The organism is Cellulophaga sp. HaHaR_3_176 (assembly GCF_019021925.1).
In the GTDB taxonomy this organism is placed as follows: Bacteria; Bacteroidota; Bacteroidia; order Flavobacteriales; family Flavobacteriaceae; genus Cellulophaga.
Window position 1 is genome coordinate 2,390,499 of sequence record NZ_CP058990.1, and the last position, 19,630, is coordinate 2,410,128.

Consider the following 19,630-nt stretch of genomic DNA (forward strand, 5'->3'; position numbering starts at 1 on the left):
ACTTGATATTAGTTTTGTGGATTTACAGACGAATTACTCTTCGCTTCTTTCGATTTAATTCTAAAAGCTTCTTCTTTAGCTTCTTTTACCATTTCAGGATATTGTGCAAAATTGACAATTACACTATCTAAAATGTATGTAGCTTGATAAGCATCGCCTAATGCATCAAAGTTTTTTGCCATAATTATAAGTCCTTTTCCTCCCCACTCTTTATAAGCTGAATAATCTTTAGCTAATTTTTGAACAGAAATATTTGAAGCTTCATAATCTTGTGCCTTATTTTTAAAATATGCATCATAGTACAAGGCTTCAGCTGCTATACCCCCCGTAGCAATTGGTAAAACTTTTTCGTAAGCTTCTTTAGCTTTTTCTTCATTGTTTGTTTTAATAGCAGAACGAGCTATCATAATTTGTGCATCACTCTTAATTCTATTATCTATTTTAGCTGTATTCAACACTTTTTCGGCATACATAATTGTATTATTATAATCTCTTTGCTCAAAATAACCTTTCATTAAGTTAGATTGTGCAAAGGTTACATTCTGTTGAATATTTGCTGTTCTTTCTAATTTTTCTAAAAAGGGAATCGCAGTTGTGTAGTTTGAGTTACCCACATATATTTCGCACACTCTTGCAAGCGCTTGCTCTGAATACTCATTTGCGCCACTTTCAGCAACATTTTTATAATTTTCTAAAGCTTTATTTTTTTCGCCTTGAAAATAGTATAATTGCGCTAAGTTGAAATTTGCTTTTAAAGCATGTATTCCTTTAGGAAACTCTTTTAAATAATTCTGATATCCTTTTATCGCTTGATCTTTTTTTCCTTCTAGATTTTTTTGATCTGCAGATTCATAAGTTGCATTATCTAAATCAGCATCAGTAACCTCAACAAAATCTAAATCTTTAACCCACTCGGCATACTCATTAACCTTACCTAAATCTACATAAATAAGTTTTGCTGTAGTTACTGCCTGTATTGCTTCTTGTGTATTTGGATAATCACGAACAACTGTTTTAAATTTAGTTAAAGCTTGTTCATTTCTATTAGAGTTATAATATACTAACCCTTGCCTAACAATAGTTTCTGGTACTAAAGAACTTCCTTTATATTCATTTATTAATTTTTCATAAATACGAAGCCCTTGGTCTTGACTATTCGCTCTCACATACGAGTTACCTAATTCAAATAAGACATCATCTTTTAATTTAGAAGAAGGATATTTTGTTAAAAATGAATTTAACTCTTCTATTTTAGTTGCTACTCTATCTGTAAATCCATAACAAAGTGCTTTTTGAAAAGCAGCATAATCTTTTTCGCTACCAGTACCTTCTAGTGCACTATTATAAGCCTCAATAGCTGGCCAATATTTACTAGAAGCAAAATAACTATCTCCTAATCTTAAATATGCATCATGTTTTTTATCTGACTCACTTGTTGTACTCGCAAAACGTGTAAAAGATGATGATGCACTATTATAATCTTTTAATTTAAAATAAGTATACGCTAAATTATAATCTAAATTACTATACTCTGGTGTTGATGCCGCCTGAGTATTTTGTTGAAACTCAACAAAACTAATTAAAGCATCAGTAAAGTTATTGCTATTATATTCTGCTTCAGCTTTCCAAAAACTTGCTCTTGCTTTAAAATTAAGATCTTCTGGCTTATTTAAAGATTTTTTAAATGCAATTATTGCTCCTTCATAATCTGCATTTAAAAACAACTCTACACCACGATAAAAAGCAACTTTTTGATATGTGGCATCACTAGCATAAGACCTATTTTTTTCTAAAAGCTCCATTGCTCCTGCAAAATTCTTAGACGTAATATAAGAATCGACTAATAACTCTTGAATCTCATTTGCTCTGTCGTCTTTAGGGTATTTTTCTAAATATTGAGTAAGTACATTTGGCACACTTTCATATGCATTACCAATTTCGTAACTTAATCTAGCATAATTTAAAAAAGCATCTTTTTGAATATCTTTAGAAAACTCCATTTGTGAAGCATTCCTAAAAGCATTTAATGCTTCTGATTTTTTATCTAGTTTTAAATAGCACTCTGCTAGATGGTAGTATGCATTCTGTGAAACGCTATTTGCACCACCTATAATTTTATTAAACTGCTGAATTGCATTAGCAAAATCTCCTTGCTTATAGTAACTATACCCTAGTAAATAATAATCTGTATTACTCCACTTACCATTTTTACCGTTATAATCTAACAGGTAAGGTGTTGCATTATCGTATTGCTTTAAGTTGAAATAACTTTCACCAATAATTTTGTTCAACTCAGATTTTTCTTGTCGTACTGATTTTGGCAATTGTTTTTTTGCTAAACCAATAGCTTCTTCAAATTTCCCTAATTTAAAATTTAAATCGGCCTGGTAGTAAGATAACTTTTCGTCTAAAATTTTCTGATCTGTAATTTGATCAAATCTTTGGTTTGCCCCATCGTAATCATCTTGTTGGTAAGCTATGTAGCCTAAATAATATTTTGCTTGAGAACCATAAGTTTTAGAAGTTGCTACTTTTGTTAAATATTTTTCAGCTTCTTTGCTATTTTTAGAGGTAAATAAAGCGTAACCATAGTTAAAATTATACTTATCTAATTCATTACGAGATAGTGAAGATTGATCTACTTTTTTATACCATTTTAAAGCATAAGGATATTTGCCAGTTTCAAAATAATATTCAGCAACATCAGAATAAGCAGAGTTTCTTTTTGTAGAAGTTGGATATTTTTCAACAAAATCTTCCATTAGCTTATCTGCTCCCAATTGGTTTAACCTAACTGCAGCATTAGCAGCATAATAAGTACTATTTGCTTCTGTTTCAGGATCACTAGTACTATGTTTTACTTTTTCAAATACAGATTGTGCTGCTTGAAATTGTTCATTGTTGTAAAGAGTCAGCGCTTGCTGATACTCCTTTTGATCATGTGTATATATTTTTGATTCTTGTGCGGCTATAAAGTGCAAAGTTCCTATAAAACTAAGCAATAGTGTAGTTTTTTTATTTAGCATAATGTTCTCCAACAATTAAAAAGTACCTTTTTATTATTAATTATAACGGCAAATATTGTACCTAAGTATATTAAAATTTATTTATTTCCTGTATTTCAAGAATGATAATCACCTGTAATTCTATAACTATCTGACTATCAAAATCACTTTAATTTTAAACATAAAAAAAGGTTTAGAATATTTAATTATTATTCTAAACCCAAAATATAATTAGCTCTAAAACTATTGTATAAATGGCAGTAAAATTTTAAAATCACTGCCTTTCCCTTCTTCACTTTCTACCCAAATTTTACCTCCTAATTTCTCTGTAAATTCTTTACACAAAACCAATCCAAAACCAGTACCGCTTTCATTTGCAGTCCCAAATGAAGAATGGCAAAAATCTGATGAAGCATCAAATAACTTTTCCCTAATCCTATCTGGTATTCCTACGCCATTATCTGACACTGAAATTTCTATATAATTATCTTTTGGTTTTGTCAAAATAGAGACTTCACCACCCAAATTCGTGAATTTTATTGCATTAGAAATAAGATTGCGCAAAACTGTTTTTAACATTCTTACATCTGTATGAAAATTAACATCTTCGCAATTACCTATTTTTAGAGAAATACTTTTAGTTTTCGCTATTAAACTAGATTGTTTTATAACTTCATGTACGATACCCGATAAGCTTACTTTTTCTATTTTATGATTAAGCTGCCCAGTTTGCGATTGTGCCCAATTCAATAAATTTTCTAACATTGTTAAACCATCTTTAGCACTCATGCTCATCATATTTAAACACTCATTTACCTTAGCATCATCTCCATCTTTTAAATCACTAGATATAATTTCAGATAAAACTAGAATATTAGAAAAAGGAGTTCTTAAATCATGACCAATTATTGAAAGTAATTTATCCTTTGTTAAATTAAGTTCTCTAAATTTATTTTCACCTTGCTTAAAAGCATCTTCTGCTTTTTTTCGCTTAGTAACATCATTTATTACACCAATTACAAATTTATTACCATCACTATCTATCAATCTCATCTTACGAGTTGATATAACTAATTGCTTGGCTCCTCGTATAGTAAGCGACTCTTCGCTTATATTTTCAATACCATCTGACAAAACTTGTTTATCGATTTTTAAAAAATCTTCTCTTTCTTTTTCTGAAACATGTTCTGCTAAAGTTCTTCCTAGTATGTTTTCCCTTGAAATTCCGAAAACATCACAAAATGAGTCACTAATAAAGACTAGTCGGCTTTGATCATCTTTCACAAAAACAGGGTCACCCATGCAGTTTAATATCGAATGAAAATATTTATTATTTTCTTTTGATCTAATTTCCTCTTGTTGTAACGATTTTAATAATAACTCATTTATTTTTTTTAACTGAGTAATTTCAGTCTCTAATTCTTGACGTGTCAACTTATAATTCATCCCCCATTGATTCATAAATTAAATAATATGAAATACATTTTTTAAGTTTTAATTTAAAAAATAACATCATATAAAATACTGACACTAATATACTTAAATAAAGAGACAAAAGTTTTATTGTCATTAGATTTTTACAATTAATAGTATCTAAACACAACCTGTAACATCATCAATATTTTCAAAATAAGAATTTAACTAGAAAGTTTTATTTAGTTTCGATATTAACTTACTACTTTTATAACGACAATAAAACACCATGGTAGAAAGCGTATTAAAATTAAAAGATGTAGCTGTTTTTCAAAAAGAAAACTTAGTCTTAAATGATATTAATTTAGAAATTAAGAAAGGTGAATTTATTTATTTGATTGGCAAAACAGGTAGCGGAAAAAGTAGTTTTATGAAAACGCTTTATGGAGACCTACCTTTAAATCAAGGATCTGGCAGTATTGTTGATTTTGATTTAAAAACTTTAAAAGAAAAAGATATTCCTTTTTTGAGAAGAAAATTAGGTATTGTTTTTCAAGATTTTAAACTTTTACCTGATCGCACAATTAACAACAACTTATTATTTGTTTTAAAAGCTACTGGCTGGAAAGATAAATCTAAAATGGAAACACAAATAGATGCTGTTTTAGATAAAGTAGGTATGAAAACAAAGGGATTCAAATTTCCTCATGAACTATCTGGTGGAGAACAACAACGTATAGCAATTGCAAGAGCTTTATTGAACGATCCCGAACTTATCTTAGCAGATGAGCCTACTGGCAATCTAGATCCTCAAACTAGTGTTGAAGTAATGAAAGTATTACAAGACATAAATAAAACAGGGCGTACTATTTTAATGGCAACACATGATTATGCTTTAATTTTAAAATACCCTTCTAAAACTTTAAAATGCGATGGCAATAAGGTTTTTGAAGTAGTACAAAAAGCAATGTAAGCAGTATGATCTTAAAAAAACAAACATACCAACCTGATAAAAAAGCGAATCCTTTTATTGGTATTTTGTTATTCTTCTTGTCTATTATTCTATTAGCAATTACTGCTCCTCTTGGTTTCATATATGGTGTTTTTTACAACTTATTTACTAAAAGACTAAGGGGTTTAGGCGAATATTGTCTAAAAATTGCAATTTCAGTAGACCAACTAGGTAATGTGATAATGCAACACTTATTAAACTCTCTTTGGACAAAAACAAACGGTTATAATTTCGGAAATAGAGATGAGACAATATCTAGCGCTATCGGACGAAATAAAAAACTAAAAACATTAACTAAGTCTGGAAAATTAATAGACTATATTTTAGATAAAATAGACCCTAACCACTCTCTAAACTCTATAGATTACTACATAGAACCTTCTGATCAAATTATTGATAAACTAGCTTGGATTCATATTATTGATAAAAAAATTTTAAGCACAAAAAGTAAAGGAAAAACAAAATATTATATTCCTGGAGGTAAAAGAGAAGAAGGCGAATCTGACTATGCTGCACTTTTTAGAGAAATTAAAGAAGAGCTACAAGTTGAACTTGAAATTAAGAATTTAGATTTTGTTGGTATTTTTGAAGCGCAAGCAGATGGACAAAAACCTGGTGTTTTAGTTAGAATGACATGCTTTTCTGGATTATATACAGGTGAATTAGCTCCTGATTCTGAAATTGAAGAAATGGTTTGGCTAACTTATAACGATAAAAACATGGTTTCAGAAGTAGATCAACTAATTTTTGATTACTTACACCATAAACATCTACTTGACTAATAACCGCAAAAGCGGTCCATATATATTTTTCGTTACTTTTGCTTAAACACAAGACTATAATTAATGACATTATTAGGAATTGACATTGGAGGATCTGGAATAAAAGGAGCATTAGTAGATACCATTACTGGAGAGTTATTAACTGAGCGTCACCGAATCGAAACTCCTAAATCTAGAAAACCTGAACATATGGCTAAAGTAGTAGCCGAAATAGTAAAACATTTTGACTATAAAGGACCTGTTGGCTGTGGTTTTCCTACAATTATAAAAAACGGAGTAGCCAGAGCTCATGGAAACCTAAGTAAAAAATGGGTTGGAGTTAATGTTGAAGATCTTTTTAGCGACTTTACAGGCTTACCTTTTACAGTTATAAACGATGCTGATGCTGCAGGTTACGCAACCATGAAGTACGGTACTGGAAAAGATAAAATGGGGCTAGTTTTAATGATTACTATTGGAACTGGCTTGGGCAGTGGTGCTTTTTTCAATGGTGAATTAATTCCAAATTTTGAATTAGGTCAAATTCCATTTAAAAATTATGAGAAATTTGAATTATATGCTGCCGCCTCTATAAAAGAAAAAGAAAAACTTAGTTATAAAAAATGGGGTAAAAGGTTCAATAAATTTTTACAGCATGTTGATTTAATTACTTCTCCTGATTTAATTATACTTGGAGGAGGAACATCTAAAGATTTTGATGAATTTAAAGATTATATCAAAATTGACACCCCTGTGGTTCCTGCAGAATTAAAGAATAGCGCTGGTATAATTGGTGCTGCAACTGCTGCTCTAGTTAAAAAGCCTAGAAAATAAAAACGTATCATTAATTAAAAAGCCTTAAATCTATATGGATTTAAGGCTTTTTAATTTTATGGAATATTTAAATATTTATGTGTTTGCAATGATACTTTCCATTTCGGATTTTTCATCACATAATCAACAATTAGTGGTACCATTTTATCACGTACACTCCATTCTGGTTGTAAATACAGAATACAATCTTTATTAGTCTTAGCAGCTTGTTCTTCAGCAAAAATAAAATCGTGTTTATTAAAAATGATTATTTTTAACTCATGAGCTTCGTCGTATATTCTACCTTCTGGCAATTTATTTTTCTTTGGAGACAAACAAATCCAATCCCAAACACCTGAAAGCTTATAAGCACCTGATGTTTCAATATGTGTTTGTAAGCCTTTAGCTTTCAAACCTTTTGTTAATGGCCCCATATCCCACGTAAGTGGTTCTCCTCCTGTAATAACAATTGTATCTGAATATTTTGCAGCATTATCAATGATAGTGTTAGTGCTTGTTGGTGGATGCGTTTCCGCATTCCAACTTTCTTTCACATCACACCAATGGCAACCCACATCACAACCACCTACTCTAATAAAATAAGCAGCAGTTCCTTTATGAAAACCTTCTCCTTGAATTGTATAAAATTCTTCCATCAAGGGTAACATTTCCCCTTTGTTGACCAATGTCAAAACTTCATTTTCTACCATTCCGCAAAGATACATTATAGTTGCGAGTCTACCTTACACTATACAAAAATGTACAAATACTATCTACAAGCTATTTTCATTTTCTAATTTGATTAAAAAAACCCTTATTTTTATACAAAATAAACTTCCATGAATCCCAAAGATCAATTCATAAAACATATAGAAGAAGGTTACACTACCAAAGGTGATTTTATCACTATGGGTTCTGCTATTTTAGATGGCGAAACCATGACCAATTCTTTTGTAAAAATTCCTTTAAAAACCTTAAACAGGCATGGTTTAATAGCTGGTGCAACAGGTACAGGTAAAACAAAAACACTACAAGTACTTGCCGAAAACTTATCGAATAAAGGCATTCCTGTTTTACTAATGGATTTGAAAGGGGATTTAAGTGGATTGGCACAACCTAGCCCTGGACATGCTAAAATTGATGAAAGACACACAAAAATAGGCTTACCTTTTGAAGCCAGTAGCTTTCCTGTTGAAATTCTGTCTCTATCAGAACAAAAGGGTGTTAAATTAAGAGCTACAATTTCTGAATTCGGCCCTATTTTATTATCAAGAATATTAGATTTATCTGAAACACAAGAAGGTATTGTTGCTGTAATTTTTAAATATTGTGATGATAATAAAATGCCACTTTTAGACTTAAAAGATTTTAAAAAAGTATTGCAATATGCTACTGAAGGCGGTAAAGAAGAATTCACAAAAAACTATGGTAGAATTAGCACAAGCTCAACAGGCACAATACTTAGAAAGGTAATTGAACTGGAACAACAAGGGGCTGACTTATTTTTTGGAGAAAAATCTTTTGATGTAAACGATCTTACACGAATTGATGATAAAGGAAGAGGCTATATTAATATTTTAAGATTAACAGACATACAAGATAGACCTAAATTGTTTTCCACTTTTATGTTAAGTTTACTTGCTGAAATATATGATACATTCCCTGAACAAGGTGATAGCGATAGACCTGAACTGATTTTATTTATTGATGAAGCACATTTAATATTCAAAGAAGCATCAAAAGCATTATTAAATCAAATTGAAAGTATCGTAAAACTAATACGTTCTAAAGGTATCGGGCTATACTTTGTTACTCAAAACCCAACAGATGTTCCTAATGATGTGCTTTCTCAATTGGGGTTAAAAGTACAACATGCCTTACGAGCTTTTACTGCTAGAGATAGAAAAGCTATAAAATTAACAGCTGAAAATTATCCAGAATCTGAGTTTTATGACACCAAAGAAGTATTAACATCATTAGGTATTGGAGAAGCTTTAATTTCTGCTTTAGATGAAAAAGGAAGACCTACCCCATTAGCTGCTACTATGCTTCGCGCACCTATGAGCCGTATGGATGTTTTATCAGACAATGAACTAAATAATCTTATAGACTCTTCTAAATTGGTGAAAAAATATGGTGAAGTAATAGATCGTGAAAGCGCCTATGAAATTTTAACTAAAAAAATAGAAAAGGCTGAAGAAATTGCTGAAGAAGAAAGTAACAAATCAAAAACTTCTAGAGCAAAATCCACTCGAAAAAGTACTGCTCAAAACCCAATTATAAAAGTACTTACAAGTGCTACTTTTATTAGAGGTGTACTAGGTGTACTTAAAAAAGTAATGCGTTAAAAACCAAAATATTAAAAATTGAAATTCTAAAAATGAAAAAAATACTCTTTGTTGTCTGTATCGCAACGTCTTTACTATTTATTAATTGCGAAAAAGAGAACACTAAATTTAAAATTACAAAAGACGCTATTGGTAATTTGACAAAAGATTCGAAAATTTCTGAATTGGAAACTATTTACGCAAACGACTCTATTGTTGCAACTAATGGCTATCCTAAAAACAGAATGAATTACAATCTTAATTCTAATTTAAATGATACTTTAAACGCTGACACAAGTGTTATTAAAGATGATTTCGTTTATCAAAAAATTGAAATATTTGAGAAAGGTGGAACTCATTTATTAAGTTTAACACCTTCAAAAGATACCGTACCTACAATCGAAAACATACGTATTTACGATGCTCGTTTTACGACTGAAAAAGGGATGACGATAAACAGCACTTTTAAAGATCTTAAAGACAAGTATACGATTAAAAAAATAATTACTTCAATGAATAACGTAGTCATTATTTTAAAAGAAAATGGACTTTATTTTACGATTGATAAAAAAGAACTTCCTTCAAGTCTTCGTTATAATTCTAGTGTAAATATTGAAGCTGTTCAAATACCAGATGCTGCCAAAATAAAATACATGATGCTTGCTTGGGAATAACTGATTATTCTTTAAATAGATAATTGAATTTTTATATCTTCTTTTTCATATTACAAAATATAACATAAAATTACTTTTTACAAAATCGTAAATAATAGTAATTTTAATAAAAAAGTAAGAAACAAAAAATGACAGGAGTTAAAAACTTATCAGAGTTAATTAAAAACATGACTCCAGAACTGAATGATGGTATTTATGTTTTTGCAACTGTAAAAAATATTAATACTATTGAACGTTCTAAAGCTATTTGTGAGTTCAAAGAAAAAGAAGGCACAACAGTTATAGTTGATCAAGAATACGCTGATAAATTAGGCCTAGCCTATAATTACACTGCAGCATGGATTACCTTAAAAATTCATTCATCATTAGACGCTGTTGGCTTAACCGCAGCATTTTCTAATAAATTAGCTGAAAGCAATATCAGTTGTAATGTTGTTGCTGGCTATTATCATGATCATATTTTTGTTGAAAAGAAAGATGCCAAGAAAGCTATAGCTGCTTTAAAAAAGTTTTCTATAGAGAAATAAATCTTAAAATAATAAACAATTGATTTTTACTTTGTAAGTAAAAAATGATAATACCTACTTATTACTAGAAGAATAAATGAAGATGAAAAATATGCATACGATACTAGGCGCGAATGGTATTATAGGGGAAGAACTAGCTAAAGAAATTAGAAAAAACTATTCTCAAAACATTAAACTAGTTGGCAGAAACCCTAAAAAATCACATCAAGAAGATTTACTTTTTAGAGCAGACTTACTAAGCTTAGAAAATACTATCGAAGCACTACAAAATACTGAAATTGCATATTTAACTGTAGGTTTACCGTATAACTCAGAAGTGTGGCTCCGAGACTGGGTGCTTGTTATAGATAACGTAATTAGAGCATGTAATCATCATAAATGCAAACTAGTTTACTTTGACAACACCTATGCTTACCCACAAAATATAAAAGTTCAAAAAGAAACTTCACCACTTTCTTCTGATGGAAAAAAAGGAATTGGAAAAAAACTAGCTGCAGAAAGACTTTTAGAAGCTATTGAAAACAATGAAATTAATGCTGTAATATGCAGGGCTCCTGAATTTTATGGACCAGGAAAAACTAAAGGGTTTACAAACAACATGATTTTTGATGCTTTAAAAGAAAACAAAACAGCTAAAGTTTTTTTACGAGATGATGTTTTAAGAACTCTAATATACACACCAGACGCAAGCAAAGCAATGGCATTAATTGCAAATACACCTGACGCCTATTCACAAACATGGCATTTACCTTGCGATGATAACCGTCTTACTTCTAAACAATTTATAAAAGAAATTTCGAACCAATTAGGTCGAGATATAAAATATAAAGTCCTAAATTCTTTTTCACTAAAAATCGCCAGTTTTTTCAACAAAACTATAAAAGAAACACAAGAGTTATTTCCTAGATATAAAATTGATAACATTTTCGATTCTTCAAAGTTTAAAAATCGTTTTCCTGATTTCAAAGTCACTAGTTATCAAGATGGTATTTCAAACATTCTCAGTGATTTTAATTTGAAAAAATAAATTTATACAGATCGGGTTATACCAAACACCAGTCTAAACTAGAAAACCATAGCTCCGCTATGGTTTTTTTATATAATAATTAAAAAATCGCCTTATAAATATGAAAACCATAGAAATTGTATGGTTTTTATATAGTTACCTTTCAATATATTCAAATATATTTGATGATAATTGCAAACGAAAAGCCTTTTTCCCATAAAAATAATAAACGGACTTAGTTAATTAGTTTAGTTACATTTCAAATTTTTGTTATTAAAACTATTGTGAACCAGTATACTTATTATCTTCAAAAATAATAGTATCTGTTATTTACAATAGTTTTTATTTTTTAAACTTATCATTTTTATTATTTTTAAAATAGTGTTCTCAAAAAGTCCCTTACTTTTGCTATACATGAAAAAAATAATTAACAAATATATTCCTCTTGTTTACGGCAGTTATTTTAACTCCTTAGCCTATTTTTCGAGCGAAAAAGCTGCAAAAAAAGCGTTCGCTTTATTTTGCACTCCTAGAAAAGGAAAAATCTTAGAGCATCAAAAAGAGTTTTTAGATAACGCTAAGAGTAACACTATAAAAGTTAATAATTTAGAGCTTCAAATGTACCATTGGAAAGGTACTAAAGATACTATATTACTAATACATGGTTGGGAAAGCAATGTATTTAGATGGAGAAATTTAATCAACTTTCTTGTAAAAGAAGATTATAATATAATAGCTTTCGATGCCCCTGGACATGGATATTCTGAAGGAAAAATACTAAATGTTCCTCTTTACACCATTTGTGCAAATGAAATTATTGAAACTTATAATCCGAAATATATTATTGGTCATTCACTTGGTGGAATGACATCAATGTATAGCCAATACAAAAAACCTTCTGAATCTATTCAAAAAATAATTTCATTAGGTTCGCCCTCAGAATTATCTGAAATTATGGGGCACTACAAAAGTCTTTTAAAATTAAACAGTTCTGTTATGCTTAGCTTAGATAGCTATTTTAAAAAAACATTTAACTTTAATATTGATGAGTTTTCGATATCAAAATATGCTGCGAAATTTACAAAAAAAGGACTTTTAGTTCATGATAAATTCGATTTAATAGCTCCTTATAGTGCTGCTACAAAAATACATCAAAATTGGAGCAATAGCACTTTAATAACAACTGAAGGATTAGGACATTCATTACATCAAGATGATGTAAACAACCAAATTATTGCCTTTTTAAAATCTTAAAAAATAAAATGAATACTGTAACTCCTTTCCACATAGCAATACCTGTTCACAATCTTGATGAATGTAGAATATTTTACAGAGAAGTTTTAAATTGTGAAGAAGGAAGAAGTAGCGATTATTGGGTTGATTTTAATTTATTCGGCCATCAACTAGTAATTCATTACAAACCAAAAGCAGAAACAGATACTTTACACCATAACCCTGTAGACGGACATGCAGTTCCTGTTCCTCATTATGGTGTAATTTTACCTTGGGAGACTTTTCATGATTTCTCAGAGAAACTAACATCGAAGGGAATCAAGTTCGTTATAGAGCCTTATATTAGATTTAAAGGAGATGTTGGTGAACAGGCTACAATGTTTTTCTTAGACCCTGCAGGCAATGCTTTAGAATTTAAATCTTTTAAAGATATGAACCAATTGTTTGCTAAGTAATTAAGATTTAAATGCAATGGTAAACGTAGCCCCTTTATTTATTTGACTATCAACAGTTATAGTCCCTCCTAAATTTGTAATATGACTATTAACTAAATACAAGCCAACACCTTTACTATCGTTATTATTATGGAATTTTTGATGTAAATTAAATATTTTCTCGCCTACTAAATCCATATTAAAGCCTAAACCATTATCCGTAAATATTAGTTTTTTAATATTTTCTTCTATTTTAGTCTTAATAGTAACCTTAGGATTTACACCTGGCTTACTATATTTAATGGAGTTAGTTATTAAATTTAAGAAAATACTTTCTAAATACGATCTATTAAAAGATATGCTTTTTAATTCAGAAAAATCTACTTCAAATTCAATTTTAGAGTCCTGAATTAAAGCAAATATTGATGTTTGAACTTTTTTTAATGATGAAGCAAAACCAACTTTTTCTAAACGAGTTTCCACAACATCTTTTTCAATTTCATCTATATATGTATCTAATGATTTTTTAAGATTATTAGATGATTTTTTAATCAAATTTACAATTTGTATCATCTGAGGATCAACTAATTTTGTTGCGTCAAGTAAGTTACACAACGTAAGTAAATTATTAATAGGTGATCTTAAATCGTGGGAAGTTTTAAAGTTTAACGTCTTTAATTCTTGATTTTTCTTATCAAGAGTTAAAAGATAATTTCGCCTTTCTTCTTCAATTTTTTTCTCATGTGATATGTCTTTAGCAGTAACATACATGAGGTTTTCTTCTACTAAAGGTATTGCGTTCCAGTGCAACCAAATAATCTCGCCTGTTTTGGAAACATAGCGACTTTCAAGATTAACAATTGGTATATTCTCAGATAAGCTCTTTAAAGATGATAGCATTAGATGTTTATCATCAACATGAACCAAATCTATAATTTGAGTTGCATATAAAACATCTTCAGAGTATTGTAGCAAGTTTACAAAAGAAGGATTTAATTTTTTAAAATATCCATCAAAACCAGCAATACAAAGAAAATCTAAAGAAGTCTCAAAAAAAGGCTTCAACTCTAAATTAAGGTTCATTTATGTAGTAGTTAACGACACTAAAATAAACGAAAAAATTTAATCTAGCAAACTAAAATGCTAATCTACTGCTTTTTAGCTCTATGCCTATCTCTTGCTAATAGAGTATTTTTAAGCAACATTGCAATAGTCATTGGCCCTACACCACCAGGTACAGGTGTTATGAACGAAGCTTTTTTACTTACATTTTCGAAGTCAACATCACCCGTAATATAATATCCTTTTTCTTTAGTATCATCAGCAACACGAGTAATACCCACATCAATAATTACAGCACCCTCCTTTACCATTTCAGCTTTTAAAAATTTAGGCACGCCCAAAGCAGAAATAACTATATCTGCCTGAGATATTATTTGAGTAATATTTTTTGTGTGACTATGTGTCAATGTTACTGTAGAATTTCCTGGCCAACCTTTACGCCCCATTAAAATACTCATAGGTCTGCCGACTATATGGCTTCGACCGATAACAACAGTATGTTTTCCTTTAGTTTCAACTTTATAACGCTCTAAAAGCTCTAAAATACCAAAAGGAGTTGCTGGTATAAATGTGCTCATATCTAAAGCCATTTTTCCAAAATTCATCGGATGAAAGCCGTCAACATCTTTATCAGGGTCTACCGCTAATAATACTTTTTGGGTATCAATTTGCGGAGGCAATGGTAATTGCACTATAAAGCCATCTATATCATCATTTTCATTTAGTTCTTTTATTTTTCTTAAAAGTTCTAATTCTGATGTTGTACTTGGTAATTGAATTAAAGTAGACTCAAAACCTATTTTCTCACAAGATTTAACTTTACTACCAACATAGGTTAAACTAGCCCCATCGTTGCCCACAAGTACTGCCGCTAAATGAGGAACTTTTTCTCCTCGCTCGCGCATTTTCGTTACTTGTTCAGTTATTTCTTCTTTTATCTGATTTGATATTTTTCTACCGTCTAATAATTCCATTTTTGTGGCTAGTATTATATCCTTGTTTAAATTAAGGTAAATTGTTTATTGTGTGAAAACTATATGATTGAAAACTTAAATTTATTTCATGCCTTTCATAGCTCCCATCATTTGCATCATTTTTTTACCGCCACCGCCTTGCATCATTTTCATCATCTTACTCATTTGATCAAATTGCTTTAGTAACTGGTTTACTTCTTGTATTGTTCTACCACTACCCTTTGCAATTCTCTTTTTTCTACTAGAATCTAGTTTTGCAGGTGTAGATCTTTCTAATGGAGTCATCGAATGAATAATAGCTTCAACATGTTTAAAAGCATCATCATCAATATCTAAACCTTTTAATGCTTTACCAGCACCTGGAATCATTCCCATAAGGTCTTTAATATTACCCATTTTTTTAATTTGTTGAATCTGACTTAAAAAGTCATCAAAACCAAATTGATTTTTGGCAATCTTCTTTTGAATTTTTCTACTCTCCTCTTCATCGAATTGCTCTTGAGCTCTTTCAACTAATGAAACAACATCTCCCATTCCAAGGATACGTTCTGCCATACGAGATGGATAGAAAACATCAATAGCCTCCATTTTCTCTCCTGTACCAATAAATTTAATAGGCTTATCTACAACAGATTTAATAGAAATTGCTGCACCACCTCGAGTATCTCCATCTAATTTTGTTAAGATAACCCCATCAAAATTCAATATCTCGTTAAAGGCCTTCGCTGTATTAACGGCATCTTGCCCTGTCATTGCATCAACAACAAACAATGTTTCTTGTGGCTGGATAGCTTTGTGAACGTTTGCAATTTCGTTCATCATTTGCTCATCTACAGCTAAACGACCCGCCGTATCAATAATTACAACATTATATCCATTTTCTTTAGCGTATTTTATACCTGCCTGAGAAATTGCAACTGGGTCTGTATTTCCTCTATCTGAATATACCTCAACACCAATTTGATCTCCAACTACATGTAATTGATCAATAGCTGCTGGTCTGTAAACATCACAGGCAACCAATAAAGGGTTTTTAGCTTTCTTAGTTTTTAAAAAATTTGCTAATTTACCAGAAAAGGTAGTTTTACCTGAACCTTGTAAACCAGACATTAAAATAACAGATGGTGTGCCTGATAAGTTGATACCTTCTGCATCGCCACCCATTAATTCTGTTAACTCATCTTTAACCAATTTAACCATTAACTGGCCTGGCTGAAGAGAAGTCAATACATCTTGACCGAGTGCTTTTTCTTTTACTCTGTTGGTAAACTCTTTTGCAATTTTAAAGTTAACATCGGCATCTAATAAAGCTCTCCTAACTTCCTTTAAAGTTTCTGCAACATTAATTTCTGTAATCTGTCCATGTCCTTTTAGAACATGTAACGCTTTATCTAGCTTTTCACTTAAATTATCAAACATAGTAATACTGTATTATCAAGATTTGCAAATTTAATAATAACAACGGGAAGTCTGAAGTTTGATTGAAGATTTTAATGATAAAAAACAGCAAACTTTAAAAAGTTGATTATTTATTCGTATTTGCATACACTAATTTTCATTTTTTACCTTAAATATTCAAGTAAATTTTAATTTGATGTAGGGTTGTAAAAATCAAACTTTAACATATCACCCATTATATCATAAAATTTTGGAAACTCAGCTTTAAATTGAACAGGTGTTTCAACATAATTTTCAGCGGCAACCGCAAAAAATTCGTGCATATTAGTTCGGCTATATGACCTAAAATAGGTGCTATTTTCTAATTGTAAAAGAAATTCAGGAGCATCAAATAAATGATGTACTTTATCTAAATGCTTTTTAAAAAATCGAGATTCACGTGAGTGCTCAAACATAGTATTAAAACTCAAAGCATGTGCAAATTCGTGCACTCCTAAATTTTTATTATCATTCGGAATATCAAAACCTTGTTTCACATGTTCAGCCGAAAAAACAAGTGTTTTTAAACCTAAGTTGTATTCTCCAATATGATTTTGATTGTTTATTACAGAAAAGTATTGGCTTGGATAAATAATGATACGTTCTATTGCTGGAATCTTATATTTCTGTAAGCCCAAGGTGAGCATTGTTGCCGTTGCACTTAACAACAAAGCCATATCTTCTTGCCTTGATATTAAACCATTAAAAACAAATTGTTTGTCTTTTCTAAATCTTAAAATCCGGTATTCAAATTTTTGTTTCTGTTTAACAGAAAGCTTTTTATATACCGGAAAATTATTAAGTATTATTTTCTTCTCTGATAATGATAATGGCTCTAAATCAGAAAAATATATACGGTATGCATAACGAACTATATACAAAAAGTAAGACACAAATACTAATAATACAAGTATAGGTGCTAGCATATATTTTCTATCTTATAATTACATTCTTTCAGGAACTTCAATTCCTAAAAGTTGAAATGCAGAAGCAATTACTGCACTTACTTTTTCAGAAAGCGCCACTCTAAATGCTTTTTTCTGATTATCAGTCTCGCCTAAAATAGATACATTTTGATAGAAAGAGTTAAACTCTTTTACTAAATCATACGTATAATTTGCAATTAAAGCAGGACTATAATTTGTAGCTGCCAGTTGAATAGTTTCAGGGTATAATTGCAATTGCTTGATCAATTCTTTCTCTTTTTCATGAAGTTCTATAAGACCTGCAAAACCATCAAGATTTAAATCTTTCGCCTTTCTTAAAATAGATTGTATTCTAGCAAAAGTATATTGAATAAACGGACCTGTATTACCTTGAAAATCTACAGACTCTTCAGGATCGAATAATATTCTTTTCTTAGGGTCTACTTTTAAGATGTAATATTTTAATGCCCCTAAACCAATCATTTTATATAATCCCTGTTTTTCACCATCTGAATAATCATCAAGCTTACCTAACTCTTCTGATATTTTTGTAGCAGTATCAGTCATATCTACCATTAAATCATCAGCATCAACAACAGTACCTTCTCTACTTTTCATTTTCCCGCTAGGTAAATCTACCATGCCATAGCTTAAATGAAATAAATTATCAGACCAAGAAAAACCTAATTTCTTTAATATTAAAAATAATACTTTAAAGTGATAATCTTGCTCGTTACCAACAGTATACACCATTCCCGAAACATCTGGATTATCTTTTACCCGCTGTATTGCTGTACCAATATCTTGAGTCATATACACCGCAGTACCATCTGATCTTAAAACTATTTTTTCATCAAGTCCATCTTCTGTCAAATCTATCCAAACACTACCGTCTTCTTTTTTAAAGAAAACACCTCTTTCAAGACCTTCTGCAACAACATCCTTACCCAATAAATAGGTGTCACTTTCGTAATACAGTGTATCAAAATCTACTCCTAAGTTTTTATACGTAACCTCAAAACCTTTATAAACCCATTGGTTCATCTTTTTCCAAAGAGAAACAACCTCATCATCACCAGCTTCCCACTTTAAAAGCATTTGTTGTGCTTCTTGTAGAATTGGAGCTTGCTTTTCTGCTACTTCTTTATCTATCCCTTTTACTATTAAATCAGCTATTTCAGCCTTATATGCTTTATCAAAAGCTACATAATAATTACCAACAAGTTTATCGCCTTTTAAGCCTGTACTCTCAGGCGTTTTACCTTCTCCAAATTTTTGCCAAGCCACCATACTTTTACAAATATGAATACCACGATCATTAATTATTTGTGTTTTGTATACTTTTTTACCTGAAGCTTTTAAAATTTCAGCAACAGAATATCCTAATAAATTATTTCTAATATGCCCCAAATGCAATGGTTTGTTAGTATTCGGAGATGAATACTCTACCATTACAGCATTATTACTATTCGTTTTAACATGACCGAAAGTTGCATCACTAGCTATTTCAGTAAAGTAATTTACATAAAAACTATCTTCAATCACTAAATTCAAAAAGCCTTTAATAACATTGAAAGAAGAAACTTCAACAACTTCTTTTACCAAGTACTCACCTATTTGGTTTCCTATCTGAACAGGGTTTCCTTTTATCACTCGTAACATCGGAAAAACTACAATAGTAATGTCTCCCTCAAAATCTTTACGTGTTGGCTGAAATTCTACCGTTGGTAAATCTGCTTTAAATATAGCGCTAACCGCTTCTTTTACTTTGGCCTCTAAAACCGTTTGAATACTCATAGAAATTTAACTTATCGAGCTGCAAAACTAAACATTTTTTACGCTTTTAATAGCACGTTATCCACTAAAACCATCTTGATTTTCTTAACTTTATAGGAAAAGCGCAAAATGAAACACTTTACAAAAGTTGTTCTAATATTTTCTACGCTTCATATTTAAAAAACATCTTCTTTTACTAAAAATAAAATCAGGCATAGCATGATGCCTGATTTTAAGTTAAAATAGTAAT

The 19,630-nt window shown here is 30.3% G+C and carries 17 protein-coding genes; 9 read left to right on the forward strand and 8 right to left on the reverse strand.

The window, feature by feature from the left end; translation table 11 throughout:
• Positions 1–8: 8 nt before the first annotated feature.
• Positions 9–3,026 (reverse strand): tetratricopeptide repeat protein, encoded by a 3,018-nt coding sequence (locus tag H0I23_RS10480; protein ID WP_216783255.1) that lies wholly within the window; start codon positions 3,024–3,026, stop codon positions 9–11.
• A 222-nt stretch (positions 3,027–3,248) separates the two neighbouring features.
• Positions 3,249–4,466: a PAS domain-containing sensor histidine kinase gene (locus H0I23_RS10485; RefSeq protein WP_254073590.1), complete on the reverse strand. Its 1,218-nt coding sequence runs from the start codon at positions 4,464–4,466 to the stop codon at positions 3,249–3,251.
• Between the two features lie 241 nt (positions 4,467–4,707).
• Between H0I23_RS10485 and H0I23_RS10490 the strand changes: the two genes are divergently transcribed.
• The 3 genes from H0I23_RS10490 (at position 4,708) to ppgK (ending at position 7,025) form a co-directional block, all read left to right on the forward strand.
• Positions 4,708–5,391: a cell division ATP-binding protein FtsE gene (locus tag H0I23_RS10490; RefSeq protein ID WP_216783256.1), complete on the forward strand. Its 684-nt coding sequence runs from the start codon at positions 4,708–4,710 to the stop codon at positions 5,389–5,391.
• A 5-nt stretch (positions 5,392–5,396) separates the two neighbouring features.
• Positions 5,397–6,212: an NUDIX domain-containing protein gene (locus H0I23_RS16870; RefSeq protein WP_216783257.1), complete on the forward strand. Its 816-nt coding sequence runs from the start codon at positions 5,397–5,399 to the stop codon at positions 6,210–6,212.
• 63 nt (positions 6,213–6,275) lie between these two features.
• Positions 6,276–7,025 (forward strand): polyphosphate--glucose phosphotransferase, encoded by a 750-nt coding sequence (gene ppgK / locus H0I23_RS10500; protein ID WP_216783258.1) that lies wholly within the window; start codon positions 6,276–6,278, stop codon positions 7,023–7,025.
• Between the two features lie 56 nt (positions 7,026–7,081).
• Here ppgK and H0I23_RS10505 read toward each other — a convergent pair whose 3' ends face one another.
• A complete protein-coding gene (locus tag H0I23_RS10505; RefSeq protein WP_216783259.1) occupies positions 7,082–7,714 on the reverse strand; it encodes a 7-carboxy-7-deazaguanine synthase QueE in 633 nt (210 codons plus the stop codon).
• Positions 7,715–7,843: 129 nt separating this feature from the next.
• Here H0I23_RS10505 and H0I23_RS10510 point away from each other — a divergent pair, with 129 nt between their 5' ends.
• From H0I23_RS10510 to H0I23_RS10535, 6 genes are all read left to right on the forward strand, one after another.
• A complete protein-coding gene (locus tag H0I23_RS10510) occupies positions 7,844–9,352 on the forward strand; it encodes a helicase HerA-like domain-containing protein (protein WP_216783260.1) in 1,509 nt (502 codons plus the stop codon).
• A gap of 32 nt (positions 9,353–9,384) precedes the next feature.
• Positions 9,385–10,005, forward strand: coding sequence for a hypothetical protein (locus H0I23_RS10515; protein WP_216783261.1), 621 nt, complete (start codon positions 9,385–9,387; stop codon positions 10,003–10,005).
• Positions 10,006–10,133: 128 nt separating this feature from the next.
• Positions 10,134–10,532, forward strand: coding sequence for an ACT domain-containing protein (locus H0I23_RS10520; protein WP_216783262.1), 399 nt, complete (start codon positions 10,134–10,136; stop codon positions 10,530–10,532).
• A gap of 91 nt (positions 10,533–10,623) precedes the next feature.
• Positions 10,624–11,559, forward strand: coding sequence for an NAD-dependent epimerase/dehydratase family protein (locus H0I23_RS10525; RefSeq protein WP_216786066.1), 936 nt, complete (start codon positions 10,624–10,626; stop codon positions 11,557–11,559).
• Between the two features lie 393 nt (positions 11,560–11,952).
• On the forward strand, positions 11,953–12,792 hold the full coding sequence (locus H0I23_RS10530) for an alpha/beta fold hydrolase (RefSeq protein ID WP_216783263.1): 840 nt from the start codon (positions 11,953–11,955) through the stop codon (positions 12,790–12,792).
• A gap of 8 nt (positions 12,793–12,800) precedes the next feature.
• On the forward strand, positions 12,801–13,226 hold the full coding sequence (locus H0I23_RS10535; RefSeq protein WP_216783264.1) for a VOC family protein: 426 nt from the start codon (positions 12,801–12,803) through the stop codon (positions 13,224–13,226).
• Here H0I23_RS10535 and H0I23_RS10540 read toward each other — a convergent pair whose 3' ends face one another.
• The 5 genes from H0I23_RS10540 to argS all read right to left on the reverse strand — a co-directional run bounded on the left by H0I23_RS10540 (position 13,227) and on the right by argS (position 19,401).
• Positions 13,227–14,288, reverse strand: coding sequence for a PAS domain-containing sensor histidine kinase (locus H0I23_RS10540; protein WP_216783265.1), 1,062 nt, complete (start codon positions 14,286–14,288; stop codon positions 13,227–13,229).
• Positions 14,289–14,353: 65 nt separating this feature from the next.
• Positions 14,354–15,241: a bifunctional 5,10-methylenetetrahydrofolate dehydrogenase/5,10-methenyltetrahydrofolate cyclohydrolase gene (locus tag H0I23_RS10545; RefSeq protein WP_216783266.1), complete on the reverse strand. Its 888-nt coding sequence runs from the start codon at positions 15,239–15,241 to the stop codon at positions 14,354–14,356.
• 81 nt (positions 15,242–15,322) lie between these two features.
• Positions 15,323–16,660 carry a signal recognition particle protein gene (gene ffh, locus H0I23_RS10550; protein WP_216783267.1) on the reverse strand — a complete coding sequence of 446 codons (1,338 nt, stop codon included), beginning with the start codon at positions 16,658–16,660 and terminating at the stop codon, positions 15,323–15,325.
• Positions 16,661–16,827: 167 nt separating this feature from the next.
• Positions 16,828–17,604: a zinc-dependent peptidase gene (locus H0I23_RS10555; RefSeq protein ID WP_216783268.1), complete on the reverse strand. Its 777-nt coding sequence runs from the start codon at positions 17,602–17,604 to the stop codon at positions 16,828–16,830.
• Positions 17,605–17,622: 18 nt separating this feature from the next.
• Positions 17,623–19,401, reverse strand: a complete 1,779-nt coding sequence (gene argS / locus H0I23_RS10560) for an arginine--tRNA ligase (protein ID WP_216783269.1) — start codon at positions 19,399–19,401, stop codon at positions 17,623–17,625.
• Between the last annotated feature and the right edge of the window lie 229 nt (positions 19,402–19,630).

Coding starts and splice junctions, on each gene's coding strand:
- H0I23_RS10480 (WP_216783255.1), bottom strand. CDS start 3,026: ATGCTAAATAAAAAAACTACACTATTGCTTAGTTTTATAGGAACTTTG.
- H0I23_RS10485 (WP_254073590.1), bottom strand. CDS start 4,466: ATGAATCAATGGGGGATGAATTATAAGTTGACACGTCAAGAATTAGAG.
- H0I23_RS10490 (WP_216783256.1), top strand. CDS start 4,708: ATGGTAGAAAGCGTATTAAAATTAAAAGATGTAGCTGTTTTTCAAAAA.
- H0I23_RS16870 (WP_216783257.1), top strand. CDS start 5,397: ATGATCTTAAAAAAACAAACATACCAACCTGATAAAAAAGCGAATCCT.
- ppgK (WP_216783258.1), top strand. CDS start 6,276: ATGACATTATTAGGAATTGACATTGGAGGATCTGGAATAAAAGGAGCA.
- H0I23_RS10505 (WP_216783259.1), bottom strand. CDS start 7,714: ATGGTAGAAAATGAAGTTTTGACATTGGTCAACAAAGGGGAAATGTTA.
- H0I23_RS10510 (WP_216783260.1), top strand. CDS start 7,844: ATGAATCCCAAAGATCAATTCATAAAACATATAGAAGAAGGTTACACT.
- H0I23_RS10515 (WP_216783261.1), top strand. CDS start 9,385: ATGAAAAAAATACTCTTTGTTGTCTGTATCGCAACGTCTTTACTATTT.
- H0I23_RS10520 (WP_216783262.1), top strand. CDS start 10,134: ATGACAGGAGTTAAAAACTTATCAGAGTTAATTAAAAACATGACTCCA.
- H0I23_RS10525 (WP_216786066.1), top strand. CDS start 10,624: ATGCATACGATACTAGGCGCGAATGGTATTATAGGGGAAGAACTAGCT.
- H0I23_RS10530 (WP_216783263.1), top strand. CDS start 11,953: ATGAAAAAAATAATTAACAAATATATTCCTCTTGTTTACGGCAGTTAT.
- H0I23_RS10535 (WP_216783264.1), top strand. CDS start 12,801: ATGAATACTGTAACTCCTTTCCACATAGCAATACCTGTTCACAATCTT.
- H0I23_RS10540 (WP_216783265.1), bottom strand. CDS start 14,288: ATGAACCTTAATTTAGAGTTGAAGCCTTTTTTTGAGACTTCTTTAGAT.
- H0I23_RS10545 (WP_216783266.1), bottom strand. CDS start 15,241: ATGGAATTATTAGACGGTAGAAAAATATCAAATCAGATAAAAGAAGAA.
- ffh (WP_216783267.1), bottom strand. CDS start 16,660: ATGTTTGATAATTTAAGTGAAAAGCTAGATAAAGCGTTACATGTTCTA.
- H0I23_RS10555 (WP_216783268.1), bottom strand. CDS start 17,604: ATGCTAGCACCTATACTTGTATTATTAGTATTTGTGTCTTACTTTTTG.
- argS (WP_216783269.1), bottom strand. CDS start 19,401: ATGAGTATTCAAACGGTTTTAGAGGCCAAAGTAAAAGAAGCGGTTAGC.